Here is a 19,768-nt window from a genome sequence, read left to right as displayed (position 1 = left end):
TAAGGGAAACTTCGTGCCCTGAGCAGAAGGGCCGTTTCGGAGATTCTCAGGTTTCCCAGGAATCCCATCGGGTCATCCTCTTTTGCACAGTTCGCGGGCAGATCCAGGGCGCTCGCCGATGCCCTGAGGGCATAAGATGGGGGCGCCGATGCAGGCCGGCTGTCGGGGCCGGTATCGACAGGGGGGCTCACATGACCAGGTTGCCGGGGTACACGCTCGTCGAGCCTTTTCAGGCCTGCGGTTCCAACCTCTTCTCCCGCGCCATCCGCGACGCGGATCGGCGCAAGGTCATCCTCACCACGCCTCGCTCGGAGCACCCCGGCTCGCGCGAGCGCACCCGCTACGAGCACGAGTACAACCTCCTGCGCCGCCTCGAGGGCACCCCCGGCGTCATCACCGCGCTCGCCCTCGAGAGCTATCCCGAGCGGCCTGTCCTCGTCTTCGACGACATTGAAGGCGCCCACCTCTCGGAGCATGTCGGAGCGTCCATCCATGTCCGCTCCTTCCTCGAGCTCGCCATCCCCTTGGTCGCCACCCTCGCGGAAGTGCACCGCCGCGGCGTCATCTATCAGGCGCTCCAGCCCGCCAACATCCTCCTCACTCCCTCGGGCCAGCCGTGGCTCATCGATTTCGGCAGCGCCTGCCTCCAGCAAGCGCGCCAGGTTCAGGCCTCCCCACCGAACCTCCCGGAGGGCATGGCCGCCTATATGTCCCCAGAGCAGTCGGGCCGCATGAACCGTGCCCTCGACTACCGCACCGATCTCTACTCGCTCGGCATCACCTTCTATCAGCTCCTCACCGGCAGCCTGCCGTTCAAGGCCCACGATCCCCTGGAGTGGATCCACGCCCACCTGGCCCAGGTGCCCCTGCCGCCCCACCAGTGGGAGCCGTCCATCCCTCCCATCCTCTCCGAGATCGTCCTCAAGCTGATCGCCAAGATGCCCGAGGAGCGCTACCAGAGCGCCGAGGGACTCCTGGCCGATCTCCGGACGTGTCACGAGCAGCTCTCTCTCGGGGCACTCGAGACGTTCCCGCTGGGCCGGCAGGACTTCTCTGCTCGCTTTCAGTTGCCTCGGCGACTGTATGGCCGGGACGAGGATCTCCAGGGCCTCATGAGCGCCCTCGATCGCACGATGCGCAAGCGGCGTCCCGAGTGGATCCTCGTGCGCGGCTACTCTGGCATCGGCAAGTCGTCCGTCGTGCACGAGCTGCACCCCCAGGTGCTCCGGCGGCGCGGCTTCTTCCTCCATGGCAAGTTCGATCAGCTCCAGCGGGACATGCCCTATGCCCCCCTGGCCCAGGCCTTCAAGGGTCTGGTGCAGCAGGTGCTCACGGGCAGTGACGACGAGGTGAACGCCTGGCGCCAGCGCCTCCTCGACGCCTTCGAGGGGCAGGGTGGGGTGATGGTGGAGCTCGTGCCCTCCCTGGAGCTGGTGGTCGGCCGCCAGCCTCCCGTCTCCGAGCTGCCGCCGCTGGAGGCGCAGAACCGCTTCCACCGCCTCTTCCTGCGCTTCCTCGGCGTCTTCGCTGCTCCCGAGCGCCCGCTCGTGTTGTTTCTCGATGACCTCCAGTGGGCGGACTTCGCCAGCCTCCAGTTGCTGAAGTTCCTCGCCATGCACCCCGACACGCCGCCGCTCCTCTGGGTCGGCGCCTACCGGGACCATGAGGTGAACGCGTCCCACCCGCTCATGCTCACCGTGGACGAGCTGCGCAAAGAGGGAACGCGGATCGGGGACATCTCCCTGGCCCCGCTGTCCCTGGAACAGACCCGGCAACTGATCGGGGATACCTTGCCAGGAGCCCGTCCCGAGCTGGTGCAGGACCTCGCCGCGGTGACGCACACCAAGACGGGTGGCAACCCCTTCTTCCTGTTGCAGTTGCTGCAGACGCTCTACCAGGACGGCCTGCTCGTGCGCGCCCCAGAAGGCGGCTGGCGCTGGGATGAGACCGGCGTCAAAGCCAAGGGGTACTCGGACAACGTGGTGGACTTCATCGCGGGCCGCCTGCGCCAGCTCCCGGAGCCCACCCAGCAACTGCTGCGCTTCGCGGCGTGCATGGGCAACCTCTTCTCCGCGTCCCACCTGGGCCTCCTGGGGAGCCTCGCGCCGCAAGAGCTGGAGGCTCGGCTCGCTCCGGCGCTGCGTGAAGAGGTGGTGCAGCGGGCCGGTGCCGATCACTACCGCTTCCTTCATGACCGGATCCAACAGGCGGCGCACAACCTGATCCCCACGGAGGAGCGCAAGGTCATCCACCTGCGGATCGGCCGCCTGATGCTTTCCAGCCTCACTCCGGACGAGCTGCGCGAGCGCCTCTTCGACGTGGTGGCTCAGCTGAACTCCAGCACGGAGCTGATCACCGATCGCGAAGAGCGCCTCCGGCTGGCGCGCCTCAACGCGGAGGCAGGCGCGCGGGCTCAGGCGTCCACAGCGTGGCACTCGGCCGTGGGCTCCTTCTCCGTCGCCTTCTCGCTGCTCCCTGACGATCCCTGGGCGACGGAGCACACCCTGGCGTTCAAGCTCCGGCTGGAGCAGGCCCGCTGCGAACTCATGGCGGGACACCCAGCCGAGGCGCGCAAGCTCGTGGACGAGCTGCTCTCCCGGGCGCTCACGTCTCCAGAGCTGGCCACTGCCTCCCGCCTCCGGAGCACGCTCCACCTGGCCGCGGGAGAAGTGGACGACTCGGTGGCGTGCCTGCTCGCGTGCCTGGAGCGCATCGGCATGCCCCTGCCGCCCAGGCCCACCGAGGAGCAGGTGAAGGCCGCCGACGCGGAGGTCTGGGCCCTCCTGGGAGCCCGCTCCATCGAGAGCCTCTCCGGGCTGCCGCCCATGACGGATCCCGACCTCCAGGCGGCCATGGGCATCCTCGCGGACCTCACCGTCCCGGCGCTCTACTCGGGCAGCAGCCTGTTGCCCTTCCACCTGTCCCGGATGGTGGCCCTCTCGCTCCGCCACGGAAACACGGAGGCCGCCGCGCACGGCTATGCCTGGTATGGCCTCGTGTGCTGCGTGGCCGCCGCCGAGAAGTACGCGGAGGGCTACGCGTTCGGCCGGGTGGCCCAGGGGCTCGTGAACCGCCCGGAGTTCTCCGCCTACCGCAGTGGCACCTTGTTCATCCTCGCGCACCTCAGCCGCTGGGTCCGGCCGTTCTCCGTGTCGCTCGGGCTCTTCCAGGAGACGTTCCGCCACTCGCTCCAGAGCGGCGACTTCCGCAACGCCTGCTACTGCTGCGACAACATCCTCATCAACCGCCTGCTCATGGGGCACGAGCTGGAAGAGGTCTACCAGGAGTCCGTGACGCGGCTCGAGTTCGTCCGCAAGGCGAGCTACGAGGACATCGGCTCCATCATCACCCTCTACCAGCGCCACGTTCAGCAGCTGCGCGGGCTGTCTGCGTCCATCAAGTCCCTGGACGGCGACGGCTTCTCCGAGCAGGAGGTCGAGGCCCGGCTGGCGGGCCGCGGACAGCAGCTCCTGTCCTGCCTCTACTTCACTGCCAAGGCGAAGGCGCGGTACTTCGGAGGCGCGCCGGAGGAGGCCCGTGAAGCCCTGGCCGCCGCCGAGAAGCACCTCCGAGTGGTGGGCGGCCTCATTGCCCGCTACGACCATGAGCTGTACAGCGCATTGACGCTGGCCGCCTGCTTCCGGAGAGCGCCTCCGCAGCAGCAGCAGGAGATGCTGGACGCGCTCAGGCGGCACCACCGGCAGGTAGCGGTCTGGGCCAAGCTCAGCCCGGAGAACTTCCTCTCCGCCGAGCGCCTGGTGGCCGCTGAGCTGGCGCGTGTCACGGGTCACACCGACGAGGCCATGCAGGCCTACGAAGACGCGATGCGAACCGCCCGTGAGCACGGCGTCCTTCCCCATGCCGCACTGGCCGCGGAGCTGGCTGCCCACTTCTCCAAGGAGCGGGGTTGGCAGACAGCCTCGAGCGCCTATGCCCACGAGGCCTGGGAGGCCTACCGGCAGTGGGGCGCCGAGGGGAAGCTGCGGCAGATCGAGGCCCAGTGGCCGCGCGCGGCCGGAGTCCGAGAGACGGGCCCCACGGGAGCCACCGCGTCCTCCCAGATCGATGCGCTGAGCGTGGTGAAGGCCCAGCAGGCCGTCTCCCGGGAGATCGTCCTGGACAAGCTGGTCTCCACCCTCATGGGCGTCGCCCTGCAGAGCGCGGGGGCCCAGCGGGGCGCGCTCATCCTCAAGCAAGGAGAGCTCTTGAGGGTGGCCGCCGTCTCGGACGCTTCGGGTACCCGCGCCCGCGAGGCGCACGAGGCGCTCCCGTGGACCGTGCTGGCCTATGTGCGCCGCACCGGTGAGCCGGTGCTCATCGACGACACCTCCCGGCCGCACACCTTCTCCAGCGATGGCGAGCTGCTCAGGCGCCAGGCCCGCTCCGTGCTCTGCCTGCCCCTGCGCCGCAAGGAGGAGTTCTACGGGGCGCTCTACCTGGAGAACTCGCTCACCACCGAGGCCTTCTCCGCCGAGCGCCTGGAGCTGCTGAGCCACATCGCCTCGCAGGCGGCCATCTCCATCGAGAACGCGCGGCTGTACACGGAGCTGCAGAAGGCCGAGGCCGCGCTCCGCCATGCCAACGAGGATCTGGAGCGGCGGGTGGACGAGCGGACCCGCGAGCTGACGCAGGCCCAGTCCCAGTTGGTGGAGACCGCTCGCATGGTCGGTATGGCCGAGGTCGCCACCAACGTGCTCCACGACGTGGGCAATGCGCTCACCAGCATCGTGGTGGACTCGGGCCTCATGCGCCAGTCGCTCGCGTCCTCACGGATGGGCCGGATGAAGCAGGTCTCGGCGCTGCTGGAGGACCACCGCCATGATCTCCCGCGCTTCTTCGCCCGGGATCCGCGCGGCGCCCACCTGGTGGACTACCTCTCCGGCCTCGCCCAGGAGCTGACCCAGGAGCAGACCTCGCTCCAGGCCACGCTGGACAACATGAACAAGAACATCAGCCGGGTGCGCGCCATCATCCAGATGCAGCAGACGTACGCCACCTCCACGGTGCTCCCCGAGGAGTGTGAGCTGGCGGAGCTCCTGGATGATGCCCTGCGCCTGCACCAGGGGGCGATGGAGCGGGCCGGCATCCAGGTCACGCGCGAGTTGAAGCCACTGCCTCGGGTGAAGGTGGATCGCTACAAAGTGCTCCAGATCCTCTTCAACCTCTTCAGCAATGCGTGCACCGCCCTCGAGTCCAAGCCGCCCGCCGACCGCTACCTGGAGATCCGCCTGGAGGCCCGAGGCGGATGGGTCCGCATCCAGGTGAGGGACAGCGGCGTGGGGATCGCTCCCGACGTGAAGCCCCGGCTGTTCAACCAGGGCTTCTCGACCCGCAAGGACGGGCAGGGGATTGGCCTGCACTCCAGCGCGATCGCGGCCCAGCTCATCGGCGGCCGGCTGACGCTGGAGAGCGAGGGCCGGGACCAGGGCGCCACCGCCACGCTGGACCTTCCCGTGACTCCGCCCCAGCCGGCGTTGGCGCATGCCTCCTGAGGCCGCGGACTACACCTCCGACGGCCGGCGCGAGATGCGGTAGAGCACGAAGCCCATCAACGCGAAGAAGAAGACGCCGAGCAGCTGATAGCCGCCCGCGCCCAGCGCGTGCTCGAGCCGCGGCTCCAGGTTGATCTTCGCGAGCTCCTTGGAGATGCCCTCGTTCACCGAGAGGATGGCCACCAGCACGCCCGCCAGCGCGCCGCCGGCCACCAGGCCCGTGGCGAACAGGTTGCCGGGCCCCAGCTCGGACTCCTCCACCTTCTCGCCCTTGCGGTGCGCCACGTAGTCCGCCAGCCCCTTGATGACGCCGCCCGCGAAGATGGGCGCCGTGGTGGACAGGGGCAGATACGCGCCCACCGCGAAGGACAGGGCCTTCACGCCGCACAGCTCCATCGTCACGGACAGGAACACGCCCACCAGGACGAACTGCCAGTCCAGGTTGAAGGCCAGCAGGCCCTTGATGAGCGTGGCCATCAGCGTTCCCTGTGGCGCGGGGAACTTCTCGCTGCCGATCATGTGCTGGATGCCCTGGGCCTGCATCTCCGGGGTGGGCGTGTCCAGCAGCTTGATGGTGAGCCCGATCACCACGGACGCCGCCACCGCGCCGATCATCAGACCGATCTGCTGCGCCCGAGGCGTGGCGCCCACCAGGTAGCCCGTCTTGAGGTCCTGCGAGGTGGCACCGGCGTTCGCCGCCGCGATGCACACCATGCCGCCCACGCACAGCGCCATGGGCTGGTACACGTCGCCCGTCCACCCGATGCCGATGAAGATGAGGCAGGTGGCCATCAGCGTGGCGATCGTCATGCCCGAGATGGGGTTGGACGACGAGCCGATGATGCCCACGATGCGCGAGGCCACCGTCACGAAGAAGAAGCCGAACACCACGATGAGCACGCCCAGCAGCAGCCGGCCGAAGATCGTCCCCGGCAGGAAGGGCAGCAGCGCCATCACCACCACGAGGCCCACGCTGCCCGCCAGCACCACGGTGATGGGCAGATCGCGCTCGGTGCGCTTGGCGGCGGCCGCCGAGGCCCCCTCACGCAGGGAGGCCAGGCTCTCCTTGAAGGCCGAGATGATCGTCGGCAGCGTCTTCAGCAGGGTGATGAAGCCGCCGGCCGCCACCGCGCCCGCGCCGATCTGCCGGACATACGCGAAGTAGACCGCCGTCGCCGTGCTGGCGAACGTGTGCGTCGCCGGATCCCACCCGCCCTTGCCGCCCGCGGTGGTGAGGCTCGAGAGGTAGCTCAGCTTCACCAGCTGCGCGGCGATGAGGTCCGGCGGCACCAGCGAGGACAGCAGCGGGATGATCCCCAGCCACGCCAGCACGCCACCGGCCACCAGCACCCCACCGATCTTCGGCCCGATGATGTAGCCCACGCCCATGTACTCGGGGGTGATCTCGCCGTTCAGCGTGGCGGACGGGAAGTACTTGTTCGTCTGCGCCGTCACCAGCGCGGGCGTCTCGGCGATCAGCTTCGCGATCTTCTGGAGGAGGGCGTACGCGAACGCGAAGCCCACGCCCTGGAAGGCGATCTTCGCCAGGTTGCCGCCCTTCTCACCGGCGATGAGCACCGACGCGCATGCCGTGCCCTCGGGGTAGGGCAGGTTGCCGTGCTCCTTGACGATCAGCGAGCGCCGCAGCGGCACCATCATCAGCGTGCCCAGCACCCCGCCCAGCAGCGCCAGCGTGAAGATGGTCCAGTAGTCGAAGAAGCTGGCGCCGTTGCTCTCCGTGCTCAGGAAGAGGAAGCCCGGCAGGGTGAACACCACGCCCGCGGCGATGGACTCGCCCGCCGAGCCGATGGTCTGCACCACGTTGTTCTCGAGGATCGTCGAGCCTCCCAGCTTCTTCAGCAGGGAGATGGCGAGCACCGCGATCGGAATCGAGGCCGACACGGTCAGGCCCGCTTTCAGGGCCAGGTACACCGTCGCGGCGCCGAAGATGATGCCGAACACCACCCCGATGATGATGGCCTTGGGGGTGAACTCGGCGACATCGCTTCGGTCCGCGGAGATGTAGGGCTGAAACTCGGCTTCCTTCGGAGCTACGGGGGCTGAGGCGGTTTCGGACATGGGTGACCCAGGAGGGAGGGCTTGGCTGGCCACCTTCTACAGGTCCAAGCCCGAGGAAGCCAAGCCTAGAGGGCAGGCTTGAATGGAGCGGCCCTCTGTCACACGCTGCGCCGTGCCATGCGCCTCAAGGATGCCCAAGCCCTCGTGGACCGCTGCTTCGCGGGTGTCCCCGAGGGCGCCGCACGCCTCTACGAGCCCGGAGATCCGCGCTTCGCGGACCGCCCCAGCGCCGTCTGGCTCGAGTACCGCTGGTACGTGCACGAGCGTGGGCTCGCCGAGATCTTCCTCAAGTGGGGCAGGGTCCCCCCCGAGCAGAGCCCCGACACCGAGGCCTCCGTCCTCCGTGTCCACCTGATTGGAGACTCCTCGGGGCTCGTGGCCCGTGCCCGAGGGCTGATCGAGGGCGGCACCCCCGCCCCGGAGCGCATCCTCGGCCTCTTCGGAGACGATGGGGTGGGGCGCGACTGCGTCTCGTTCGGGCCCACCAGCGTCACCGTGGAGCAATGGGTCCGCAGTGGCCCTCGGGAGCTGTTGGAGGCGGAGCGCTTCCAGTCGCTCTCACAAGTGCTCGCCGAGCCCGACTCCACCCCCGAGGAGCGCCACGAGGCCGTGCAGCGGCTCTCCGCCGAGCACAGTGAGCGGGTGGTGGCCGCGCTGCTCGGGCTGCTCCAGGAGCGCTCCTCGATCATGGCGCTCCGCGTGCTCTCGGAGTGGGGGGTGGTTGAGGCCCGAGAGCCCCTGCGGCGGGCGCTCGCTGCCTTGGACCCTGAAAATACGGCCGATTTGTGGGCCCTGACTGCCCTGGATCGCCGCTTGGAGGCCTGGGATTTCATGATCCGGGGAAGATCTCCACCGCCGGTTACATGACTCCGGGCCCCAAGCCGGGCAAAATCCGGGAAAAGCCATCCTCCCGGAGAGGGCCCCCCCCAGGCCCTACTGTGATGCGCCTCTCCCTCTCTCTCTCCCAAAAGCTCAGCTTGGGCCCGCTCAGTGTGGCGGTCCTCTCGGGGCTCCTCACGTTTGGTTATCTCCTCCCGCGCATGCAGGACGGCTTTGACGCGCAGGGCCAGGAGATCGGCGCCGGGTTGCCGGCCGCTCTGGCCTCCATGCTGGCGGAGCCGATCCAGACCCAGCAGACCGCCAGGGTCCAAAAGGCCATCGACGAGGTCACCGACAAGTCCCGCGTCGTCTACATCGCCGTGCTGGACAAGAACGGCGATCCGCTTGCCCTCTCGGGGAAGCTCAAGGACGAGATCCGCATCCGCCATCGCCTGCTCAGCCCCATTCTGGGCTCCCAGCCCCTGCAGATCGATGGCGCCGCGATCCTCTCCCTGCACGCCCCGGTGAACGGAGGGGAGCTCGGGCATGTCCACGTGGGGTTCGACCGCACTGACACGCTCCAGCAGCTCCGGACGCTCAGCGTGCGGTTCGGCAGCGCGCTCGTGCTCGCCTTGGTGGGCTTCAGCCTCGTGGGCTACCTCTTCAGCCGGAGGCTGGTGGCGCCGCTGCTGCGGCTCACCGAGGTGGCCCGGCGCATCGCCGACCAGGGCGATCTGCGCGAGCCCATCGAGGTGAACTCCCAGGACGAGATCGGCCAGCTCTCCCTGGCCTTCGCCGCCATGGTGAACCGGCTCAAGGAGGTGCTCCATGAGCTCCAGTTCTCCTCGGAGCTGATGACCCAGTCCGTGCGCGTGCTCAGCCACTCCGCCGAGGAGCAGAGCCGCATGGCCACCCGCTACGCCAGCGCCCTCCACGAGACGCAGGCGACCACGCAGGAGCTCCACCGGACGGCCTCGGATGCCTCCCGGACGGCGGAGTCCGTGCTCCAGGTGGCCGCGCGCGCCGACGAGCTGGGCAAGACGGGCGGCGCCGCCATCAGCGAGAGCATCCACGGCCTGGTGGAGATGCTCGGGCAGGTGAAGCAGGTCGGCGCGCAGATCACCTCGCTGGGCGAGCGCACCCGGCAGATCGGCGGCATTACCCAGACGGTGAAGGATCTGGCGGACCAGTCCCACATGCTCGCGCTCAACGCCGCCATCGAGGCCGTGCGCAGCGGCGAGCATGGAAAGGGCTTCGCCGTGGTGGCCCGAGAGATCCGCGCCCTGGCCGATCAGTCCATCCGGGCGACTTCTCAAGTGCGGGATCTGCTCGGAGGGGTGAGCGAGGCCATCGCCACCACCGTGCAGATCTCCGAGGAGGGCACCCTCCGCATGGAGGAGGGGATCGCGAAGATCCGCGAGTCCGGTGAGAACCTCCAGGCCCTGTCGGACATCGTCCGGGACAGCTCGGCCTCGGTGCGGCAGATCGCCACCACCGTGAGCCAGCAGACCACCGGCATCGAGCAGATCTCCAACGCCGTGAACGATCTGAACTCGCTGATGAACGGCACCCTGGAGCGCATCACCGCCACCACCTCCTCGGTGGAATCGCTCCAGGCCCTGTCCGAGCGCGTCTCCCAGGTGGTTCGCGGCTACCGGCTCTAATCTTGGGCCGGCTCAGGGCTCGCGGGCGCCCGTCCGGGCCTCGGCCAGCACGGGCGCGGGCTCCGGGCGGGCACGCCGCCACAGCAGCTCCAGCAAGGCGCCGATGGAGCAGATCGTGCGCGCATCCGGCTCGATGATGCGAGCGGCGAGGAAGGCCGCCGCGAGCCGGACCACCGACGAGAGCACGAAGAGGACCTGCAGGTTCACCCAGGCATGGCTCCCGAGGATGAACTGGGAGGGCAGGACGCTCGCCAGGCCGCCGCCGAGCGCCGAGGCCGCCGCATAGGCCAGCCCGCCCGCGGTGGCGAAGGCCGCCAGGTAGAAGGGACGGCCCTCGCGGGGAGCCACCGACAGCGGCAGCGCGAACACCGCGAGCCCATGCCCGCTCCAGAGCGCGCCCGCGAGCAGGACGTCGAACACCAGCGGCCACAGCAGATCCGCGGTGGGCACCAGCCAGACCAGCGGCACCAGCACGAGCGCCAGCGAGCACCCGAGCACCACCGGCTGCGCTCCCACCCGATCGATGATCCGCCCCCAGACCGGCGCCAGCAGCATGCGCACCGCCGCCACCGCCGCGGAGTAGATCGCCATGACGACGAACGTCATCTTCAGGTTCTGGAGCATGTGCAGCGTGAAGTAGGGCCCGGACAGGCCGATCGCCGCGTTCCACACCACCTGGTAGATCAACACCCGGCGCGCGCGCGGATCGCGCAGCGGCATCCTCGCGGCCTCGAGATCCAGCCGGAGCGGCGTGCTCCCGGGCGCCGGATCGTGCTGCCGGGCCAGCAGCAGCGTGGTGATGACGCCCATGACACACGCCACCGCGGCGAGCAGCGGCAGCGCGGCGCCCACCGCCTGAAGCTGACGGCCCTGGTCCAGGAACACCCCGGCCACCAGCGACGCCAGCGTGCCCGCCAGGGTGCACAGAGCGGTGCGCCGGCCGAAGAAGCGGCCTCGGAGTGGGCGGGGGACGAGCTCGCTCATCCACGCCACCCATGCGTTGTTGCCCACCACCCCCAGCACAGCCGAGCCCGCGGCGATCGCCACCAGCAGGCGTTGCTGCCCGGCCAGTGTCAGCGGCAGCCACGGCACCAGGCACAGCGGCAGCATCAGCAGCCGGGACAGGCACACCGCCGTAAGCGCCACCCGCCGGTGCCCGAACGCGGAGGTCAGCCACGCCGCTGGGAACTGCACGAACTGGGCGAAGAAGGAGATGGAGGTCATCACCCCCACCAGGAAGGGCCCCAGCTTCAGCGCGATGGCCCACGCCGTGAGCACCGTGGCTCCGGCGCACGCGGTGAACACCTCCGCGAACATGCCCTCCACCACGGAGGTCCGCAGCGACAGGCGCAGCCCCGGGCGCTCACGAGGGGACGAGGGGGACTCGTCCGGAAGCGGGCCGCTGAGCAGCGGGGCGTTGGCCCCCGGGACGGAGCCACCGGGACGGAACAGCGGGATGGCGGTGGCGAGGGTGGAGAGGCTGCGCAGGAACGGGCGACGTGAGGCGGTGGGAGACACGCGATCCACAGGCGGGGTGAGAGGCCTCCCTCTCTGTCTCATGCACCTCCCTCGGACTCAAACCCACCTCGACGCACTGCGACAGGACGCTCGGGGGGCAGCCAGGCCTCGGTTCTCCTACACCGGCTCTGCTGATACCTCGCATCACCTCGCAAGGACACGCCGTGAAAACCCCGAAGGTTTCCCTGTGCTGTTCACGCGGTCTTGAACTATATGAACGGACGAGGGAGATAAGGTCGCTCATGGAACTGGCTCACGAGCTGTCGGACTTTCTGGGGATGGTGGAGCAGCGCATTGGCGCCGCGCTGGTAGACGGAGACGCCGGGCCGGGCGTGCAGGGCGACCCGTTGATGGCGGCGGCGCGACACCTCGTCCTGGGCGGCGGCGGCAAGCGCGCCCGTCCCATGCTGGTGCGCCTCTTCGGAGACGCGGTGGGCGTGCCCCCGGACCGGCTCGTCGACATCGCCGTGGCCGCCGAGCTTATCCACTCAGCCAGTCTCCTGCACGATGACGTGGTGGACGGCGGCATGTCCCGCCGCGGCCGGCCCACGGTGAACGCCCGCTGGGGCAACATCGTCGCGGTCATGAGCGGCGACCTCATCCTGTCCTCCACGCTGCTGCGGCTGGTGGAGATGGACGCGCGCCTGGCCCAGAGCGCCCTGGCCGTCGTCTCCGAGATGACCCGCGCGGCCATCGCCGAGGTGGAGGCGCGTGGCGCTCTGGATCTGTCCCTGCCCCGCCTGCGCTACATCGCCGAGGGCAAGACGGGCTCTCTGTTCGGCTGGTGCGGCCAGGCCGCCGCGCTGATCGGCGTGGAGCCTGACGCCGTGCAGCGCTTCGACGGCTTCGGCCGCCACCTGGGCGTGGCCTTCCAGATCGCCGACGACATCCGCGACATCCTCGGCACGGATGTGGGCAAGCCGCAGTACGCGGATCTGCACTCGCGCACGCCCTCGATGCCCATGCTCCTGGCCCTGGCGCAGGACGACGGGCTGCGCCGCAAGCTGCGCGACGCCTGGGCCTTCTCCAGCATCTCCCCAGAGCGCGCTCAGGAGCTGGGCGCGGGCATCATCGCCACCGGTGCGGTGGACCAGTCGCTGGCCAAGCTGAACGTGGAGCTCGAGGCGGCGCTGGATCGGCTCGGGCCTTTCGCGAACACCCCGGGCGGCCAGGAGCTGGTGAGCTGGGCGCGCAAGCTGTCCGCCGGCATCACCGATCAGGTCCGGAGCCGCGTTGCATGAAGGGCTACCTCTGGACAGGTGGCGAGTCCCCGCCGGGCCCGCAGACGCTCCCGGCGCAAGGCCCCTTGCAGCCGTGGGAGACCATGGCCGTGGAGGCCGTGGGCAACGTCATCGAGTTCTGGGGGTTCAAGCGCAATCAGGGCCGCGTCTGGGCCCTGCTGTACCTGCGCGGTGAGCCGCTCACCGCTGGTGAGATCGAGCGCGAGCTGGATCTCTCCAAGGGCGGTGTCTCCATGCTCCTGAGAGACCTGGAGCGCTGGGGCGTCATCCAGCGCGTCCGCCAGCCCTCGGACACCGTCTGGCGCTACGGGGCGGAGACGGATCTGGTCCGCATGGTGACGCACGTCATCGAGGAGCGCGAGGCGGGCTTCGTCGCGCGCATCCGCGCCGATCTCGCCGAGGCGCGCCGGCTGGCCCAGCAGGCGGGTGGGGTGGACACCGAGCGGCTCCAGCGGCTGGAGAAGATGGCCACCCTGGCGGAGCACGTGGAGAAGGCCATTCGCCTCTTCATCAAGACGGCGCGGCTGGACGTGGGCGGGGTGCTCAGCGCCTTCCGCGACGACAGCAGCGGGGCCCGCAAGAAGGCCCGCTAACAAGCACTCACCCCCAAAAGAAAATGCGCCGGCGGGAGAACTCCTCGCCGGCGCATTCTTTTTTCGAGCGTCTCTGCGAAGCACCCGGGCGGAACGTGCTTCTCCGCCCGGTCAGCCCCGGGGCGCCTCGTTCAGGCGCCCGGGGCCGCGTCGGTCATCAGACCGCCGTGTTCGCCCGGCGGCGGCCCAGCAGGTAGCGCGCCAGGACCAGCAGGCCCAGGTACACCGCTGCGTCCGTGCCCGAGGTCGCACCGCAGCCGCAACCGCCAGCCACGGAGACGATCACCGGGGAAGACGTCACCACATTGCCGGCACCATCGGTGACGACAGCGGTGATGATGTGCGCGCCCGGCTCGGCGTTGTCGCTCTTCCAGGTACCGGTCAGCGAGCTCTCAGAGCCGCTGGCGATCTCCGCCCCATCCACGAGGATCTGGAGCTTCGCCAGCGTGTTGCCCGCAGCCACCGCCGCCGTCGCGTTGATGGTGACCGAGCCCTCGACGTCCGTGCCACCCGTGGGGCTGGTGATCTCCGCCCGCGGCTGGCCGAACGCGATCACGCTGGTCTGGCTCGTGCTGGCCAGGCTCGCGTTGGTCGCGTCCGTGAAGGTGATCGTCTTGGTGCCGCTGCTCTTGAACGTCACCTTGAAGTTGTTCAGCTTGCCCTCGACGAACGTCGCGTTGGCCGAGTACGCAGCGCCCGCGTCGGAGCTGGTCACCTTGACCGCGCCGCCGTAGTTGGCCGCCACGTTGCCGTAAGCGTCGTACGCGGTGGCGGAGATCGAGGTCTCCTCACCCGCGGACACCGTCGTCGGCACCGTCACCTCGAAGCGAGCCACCGCACCCGGGGTCACCGCGAACGCCGAGCTCGTGGCATCCACGAAGCCCGCCGCCTTGGCCACCAGCGAGTAGGCGCTGCCGGCCTTGTGCAGGGTGATGTTCTCGAACTTCGCCACGCCGTTGACCGCGGCCACGGACGTGGTGCCCAGCAGCTGGCCCCCCGTCGTGTTCTCGCCGAGGCTCAGCGTCACGACATCCGAGCTGTCCACCCGGTTGCCCAGGTCATCCTGCAGCTCCACCTCGAGGGCGGTGAACGTCGTGCCCGCCTCGAGCGTGTTCGAGAGGGTGTGGAACTTCAGCTGGTCCTGGGCGTTGTTGCCGCGGCCCGTGACATCGAAGCCCACGCTGGTGTCGGAGCGCAGCCCGCTCGCACCGATGATGAGGGTGTAGTTCGGGCCTTCCTTGTTGATCGACAGATCGCTGAAGGTCGCCACACCGCTGACCGGGTTGACCGAGGTCGTCCCGCGCAGCGTCGCGCCCTTCGGGTTGCTGGCGAGCGCCGCGGAGACCTTGGTGGTGGCCTGCGTGGCCACGTTGCCGAACCGGTCGTAGATGGTCGCCTGCACCGCCGGCGTGATGACGCGGTTCTTCTCCGTGTCCGTCGGCTGGCGGTCCGGGTTGATGAGCACGTGGTGCGGGGCCGCCGCGCTGATGTCGAACGCAGAGGTCTCCAGGGCGGTGAGGCCCGTAGAGCTCAGGGTCAGCGTGTAGCCCGTGGCCGCCTTGTCCACCGACAGGTTACCGAACGACGCACGGCCCGCGACCGCCGCCACCGTGGTGGTGCCGGACAGAGTGCCGCCGCGCGGCGTGCCGGTCAGCGTCGCCGTCACGTTCGCCGTCGAGGTCGTCTGGTTGTCGAACCGGTCGAGGATCGTCACCTCCACCGCCGGGGTGATGCTCGTACCCGCGACCGTGTTGGAGGGCTGGGTCAGGATGGCCATCTTGGCCGCAGCCGCCGGAGTGATCGCGAAGGCGTTGCTGGTGGTGCCCGTCAGACCGTCCGCGCTGGCCGTCAGCGTGTAGCCCGTCGCCACCTTCTGCAGCGACAGGTTGCTGAACGTCGCCACGCCGTTGGAGGCGTTCACCGTGGTGGTGCCCGAGAGCGTGCTGCCGCCCGGGTTGGCACCCAGGGCCACCGTGACGCTGGTGGAGCCCGTGGTGACCGCGTTGCCGAACTGATCCGCCATGCTCACCTTCACCGGCGGGGCGATGGAGCTACCCGCCACGCTGTTCGAAGGCTGCGTGCTGAAGATCAGGCTGGCCGGCGCGCCCGCGGTGACCGTGGTGGAGGCACGGCCCTGGATGGACGGGTCGGCCGAGTCGCTCGCCGTGACGGTCTGCGCGCCCGCCTTGCGGAACTCGATGCTCACGCCCGTGGCCTGGCCCGCGGTGAACGCCGCAGGACCCGGCAGCACCGCCGTCGTGTCCGAGCTGGTGATGGTCGCGCTACCGGAGTAGCTGCTCGCCGTCTGACCCAGCGCGTCCAGCGCGGTGATGTCGAACGTCGTCGGCGTGCCCGCGGTCGCCGTGGCCGCCAGGTTCGTCACCCGGTAGGAGACGGCAGGACCCGGAGGAGGCGTGTTGGTGGTGCAGCTCGAGATCGTATCCGCGTTGACGCGGATGTCGTCCACATAGAAGCCCTCGTTGTTGACGGAGCTGTCCGTGGAGAACTTGTAGGCGAACCACACCGTCTGGCCGGCCAGCGCGTCCAGGTTCACCGTGACGGCCTTCAGGCCGGCGTTGGGACCCTGGTTGTTGCCCGTCCAGATGCGGGTCGTCGTGGCGCTGGACAGCGTGTTGTCGTAGCCACCCGCGGAGATGTACGGAGCCGTCGTGGACGCCGTGTCACCCACGTTGATGAAGGTGCCAGTGGCGCCCGTGGTGCTGTACTGCAGCCAAGCGCCGTCGTAGCGCGTCTCGAAGCTGTACCAGATGTTGAACGTCAGCGCCGAGCCGTACGTGCCAGCCGGAATCGCGAAGCCGTTCACGCCCGCCGTGGAGCCGTTGCCGCCCAGCAACAGGGTGCCGGTCGCGCTGGCCGGGTAGGTGCCAGCGCACGCCGTGCTGGCCGCGCCGAAGCGGTAGGACTTGTTGGACGACTGCCAGTGGCAGCCCGTGGTCTGGTTGATCGTGCCCGAGGTGCCCGTGGTGGTCGCGATGTAGTACGCGGCCGCGTTCGGGGGACGGTTGCCATCCAGGTCGTCGAAGAACCGAGCGCCCGGGTTGACAGCGCCCGTCGGCGTCGCGGACTTCTGCACGGTGTTCTGCTCCTCGGTGACGGCACCGGCCGTCTCCGTGGCGCGCACCACGTAGTAGTACGTCGTCCGCTCGGTCAGGTTCAGGTCATCCGAGAAGCTGGAGCCCGTGATGCCCGTGGCGATCTTGTTGGCGATGGACGGGGTGAAGCCCGCGGTGGTGGAGCGGTAGACCGAGTAGGTCACCGTGCCGCTGCACGCCGGCGTGGCCGCAGACCAGGCCAGGGTGGTGCCGCAGGTGGCCGCCGCCGCGTTGCTCGCGCTGGTGAGACCCGCGAACGTGGGCAGCAGGGTGCACGCGCCGGTGGCGGTGATGCTGACCTCGTTGGAGGGAGCCGCCTCGACGCAGATGTTGCTCTTCACCACGTAGTAGTAGGTGCTGCCGCCGGAGACCGTGGTGTCCACGAACGGCGAGTGGGCCACGCTGCCCAGCTTGGTGTACGGGCCGCCCGCGGTGCTGGCGCGGTAGACGTTGTACGAGGTGGCGCCAGAGATGTCCGTCCACGCGATCTGGACCTGGTTGTCACCCGGGATGGAGATCGCCGCGTCCGTGACCGGAGCCGGGGTATCACCGCAGGTGTTGTAGGCCACCAGGGCGAAGTCCTGGTCGATCGCGCTGTCGTTGCCCGGCACGCCGTCCGAGTTGATGTTGGCCGCCGTCACCGTGATGGTGAAGGGACCGGAGGTGCCCGCGGGCAGGAACACGCTCTCCACGTTGTTCTGAGCGTCCGCCGTGCCACCCGTCGTGGAGTTGGCGCCGGTGAAGACGTTGCCCTTGTAGGTGGTACCGTTGAACGTCACCTCGAGGTTCAGGTCGTTCTTCCAGGCGCTACCGGTGGTGGAGCCCGGAGCGTCCGTCCACGCCAGGGTGACGCGGAACGGCTTGGTCGGATCGCCGCCCGCGCCGGTGAAGGTGCGCGTCTGGCCCGTAGCGGTGAAGAGGTTGGCCGGGTTCTGGTCATCCAGCGTGCGCGGGGTGCCGTCGAACGCCAGGGCCAGGTCCATCAGGCCCATACCCTGGTTGTTGGACCAGAGGTTGTCGTTGGCGCCCGTGCCCGTCATGTAACGGGTCGAGTTCATCAGGTAGGCCTTCGTCATCGCCGCGCTCGGCGTGTTGAAGCCCTGGTTGATGAAGTACTGGCGCACCAGCGCCGCGCCACCGGCGACGGCCGGGGTGGAGTGCGACGTACCGGAGGAGGCCGTGTACCACTGCTGGCCCACGGGCCAGAAGTTGCTGGTGCCGGGGCCGGCGCACACGCCCGAGGCGTCGAAGCAGCTCAGCGCCTGGCCGTTGCCGCTCGGCGGGTTGGTGGCCAGGTTCGCCTGAGCCACGCCGCCGGACACGTGCGTGCCAGGGGCCATGATCTCCGGCTTCTTGCGGCCGTCCGCGGCCGGGCCGCGGCTGGAGAAGCCCACGATGCCCATCGCGTCGTTGGCGTCGCTGTCAGGCACGTTGCACTGATCCGCCGCGCCGAACACGTGGACGTTCTTGGAGGCGCCCGCGGTGATGATGTTCTTCGCGGTACCCGGGCTGCCCACCGTGCTCGCGCCGGAGCCGTCGTTGCCCGCGGCGAAGACGATGACCATTTCCTGGTTACCCGGGTTGGCCACCGCCGAGCCTTCCGGCTGCGCGTCGCGAGCCAGGAAGTCGTAGCGCTGAGCATCCGAGGTGTACGAAGGGGTGCTAGCGCCCCAGCTGTTGGAGCTGATGCGCATGCCGTCGCGGTACGCGCGCGACTGCAGATCCTCGTAGTCCGGGCTGGTGAAGGTGCCCGGGTCGAAGATGACGGAGGAGCCCACCTTCACGAAGGGCGCCACGCCGAGGCCGTAGTTGTAGCCCTCGGTGTCCTCGAACGGCGCACCGGACTCGTTGCTGTAGCCCGCGATGATGTGCGCGTTCAGGTTACCGTGGCCGTCGCAGCCCTGGATGGTGCTGCCCGAGTGCGGCGTGCCCTCGAGGCGCGAGTACACCAGGCGGCTGGTGCTGTTGACGTTGCCGCCCACGTAGAGGCCCATGTGGTTGGGCGCCGCCGGGGTGGCGTTGTCCACGCCGCTGTCCGTCACGTCCACGCCGAAGCCGGACGCAGCGAACTGCTCCTGCGTGAAGCCCTTGGAGGCCAGCCACTGGAGCCAGCCCGGACCGGTGATCTGGTTACCATTCAGGTGACCCGACACGATCATGTTCTGCCGCTCGTCGAACTTGCGCGGCATCGGGCGCGGCTGAATGGACAGCACGTCCGGACGGGAGGCGATCTCATAGAGATCGTTCACCGTCAGGTACGTGTTCACGTTCACGTAGCCGAAGGCCTCCTGGATCGTTCCGCTCTTGGACTGCAGGCGCTGGATGAGGGACAGCGTCGCCTCGTTGGCCTGCTCGTCCTTGATGAGCTGAACCTCGAACGTCTCCGAGTTGGACGTGTGGACGGAGCGGTTGAGCTTGTAGTCGTTCAGGTACTCGCCATCCCACTGAACCGAAGCGGCAGAGTCCTTGTCCTTGTTGTTGATCAGGCCCTGCAGCGAGTTGAGCGAGCTGTCCTCGCCGTACACGAGGTAGGCGTTGTTCGGGATGTACGTCACCACCTTGACGCCCGTGGCCTCCAGCTGCTTGTACCACTCAGCCTTCACGGGGCCGGCGAACTGCACCAGGTAGAAGCGCTTGCCCGCGGCGGCCGCCTTGTCCGGGGTCTGCTTCATGCCACGCAGGGACTGGCCGTGCTCGGACAGCGTGTTGATGGTGCCAGCGTTCAGCAGGATGTCGTTGAGCTCGTCGCGAACCTCCGCGCCCTGGGGCAGCGAAGCCAGCGCCTTGTCATCCACGTTCACCAGCGTGAAGCTGCCGTAGTCGCCAATCACCTCGAGCTTCGCGCCACGCTCTTTCAGCTCCTGCGCCTGCTTCGCGCTAAGCTGAACCTTGTGGAACTTGAGGCTCGAGCGGAGACCCTCGGCTTCGGGCTTCGCGGTGGGACCACTCTGCTGTCCGCATGCCAGCACCGACAACATGCTGGCCAGCCCGAGCACGCGAGTGCCCCGAGCGCGAATGCCCTTCTTGGGCACCCGGGTTACTGAGTTCTTCATGTGTTTTGCCCCGACATGCGAGCGCTGCGATCAACGAGCCCCACCCGCGCTCGAGGTGGATCCGGTGAGGGAAGTCTCTAGGTACGACGAACACTGACCTCACCGACAACGCGTACCATGAGCACCAAGTAAAATTCAAATGGCGAACAGTACTACCTATGGTCCAGATGTAGACAAATGCTGGGCGGCAAAGATC

8 protein-coding genes are annotated in these 19,768 nt (G+C 68.7%); 5 read left to right on the top strand and 3 right to left on the bottom strand.

Going from position 1 to position 19,768, the window contains the following annotated elements; all coding sequences use genetic code 11:
* Window positions 1–191: 191 nt before the first annotated feature.
* On the top strand, window positions 192–5,492 hold the full coding sequence (locus tag DB31_RS08560; protein WP_044185070.1) for a trifunctional serine/threonine-protein kinase/ATP-binding protein/sensor histidine kinase: 5,301 nt from the start codon (window positions 192–194) through the stop codon (window positions 5,490–5,492).
* 9 nt (window positions 5,493–5,501) lie between these two features.
* Here the strand turns inward: DB31_RS08560 and DB31_RS08555 are convergent, their stop codons facing one another.
* The gene (locus DB31_RS08555) at window positions 5,502–7,571 is read right to left on the bottom strand and encodes an OPT family oligopeptide transporter (protein ID WP_044185067.1); all 2,070 of its coding nucleotides are present in this window, start codon (window positions 7,569–7,571) and stop codon (window positions 5,502–5,504) included.
* 78 nt (window positions 7,572–7,649) lie between these two features.
* On the opposite strand from DB31_RS08555, the gene DB31_RS08550 reads away from it, so the two are divergent.
* Both DB31_RS08550 and DB31_RS08545 read left to right on the top strand, forming a co-directional pair.
* Window positions 7,650–8,438, top strand: coding sequence for a hypothetical protein (locus DB31_RS08550; protein ID WP_044185064.1), 789 nt, complete (start codon window positions 7,650–7,652; stop codon window positions 8,436–8,438).
* Between the two features lie 110 nt (window positions 8,439–8,548).
* Window positions 8,549–10,054 (top strand): methyl-accepting chemotaxis protein, encoded by a 1,506-nt coding sequence (locus DB31_RS08545; RefSeq protein WP_240486593.1) that lies wholly within the window; start codon window positions 8,549–8,551, stop codon window positions 10,052–10,054.
* Window positions 10,055–10,066: 12 nt separating this feature from the next.
* On the opposite strand, the gene DB31_RS08540 is transcribed toward DB31_RS08545, so the two are convergent.
* On the bottom strand, window positions 10,067–11,614 hold the full coding sequence (locus tag DB31_RS08540; RefSeq protein WP_044185058.1) for an MFS transporter: 1,548 nt from the start codon (window positions 11,612–11,614) through the stop codon (window positions 10,067–10,069).
* Window positions 11,615–11,814: 200 nt separating this feature from the next.
* Between DB31_RS08540 and DB31_RS08535 the strand changes: the two genes are divergently transcribed.
* Both DB31_RS08535 and DB31_RS08530 read left to right on the top strand, forming a co-directional pair.
* A complete protein-coding gene (locus DB31_RS08535; protein WP_044185056.1) occupies window positions 11,815–12,813 on the top strand; it encodes a polyprenyl synthetase family protein in 999 nt (332 codons plus the stop codon).
* Window positions 12,810–13,406, top strand: a complete 597-nt coding sequence (locus DB31_RS08530) for a GbsR/MarR family transcriptional regulator (protein ID WP_044185054.1) — start codon at window positions 12,810–12,812, stop codon at window positions 13,404–13,406. The genes DB31_RS08535 and DB31_RS08530 overlap by 4 nt, the downstream gene beginning before the upstream one ends.
* 157 nt (window positions 13,407–13,563) lie before the next feature.
* On the opposite strand, the gene DB31_RS08525 is transcribed toward DB31_RS08530, so the two are convergent.
* Entirely contained in the window at window positions 13,564–19,572 is a 6,009-nt protein-coding gene (locus tag DB31_RS08525) for a S8 family serine peptidase (protein ID WP_083968077.1), read from the bottom strand.
* Between the last annotated feature and the right edge of the window lie 196 nt (window positions 19,573–19,768).

Source organism: Hyalangium minutum, assembly GCF_000737315.1.
In the GTDB taxonomy this organism is placed as follows: Bacteria; Myxococcota; Myxococcia; order Myxococcales; family Myxococcaceae; genus Hyalangium; species Hyalangium minutum.
The sequence above is the reverse complement of the archived record's forward strand: the minus strand, read 5'-3'. Positions and strand labels throughout refer to the sequence as shown.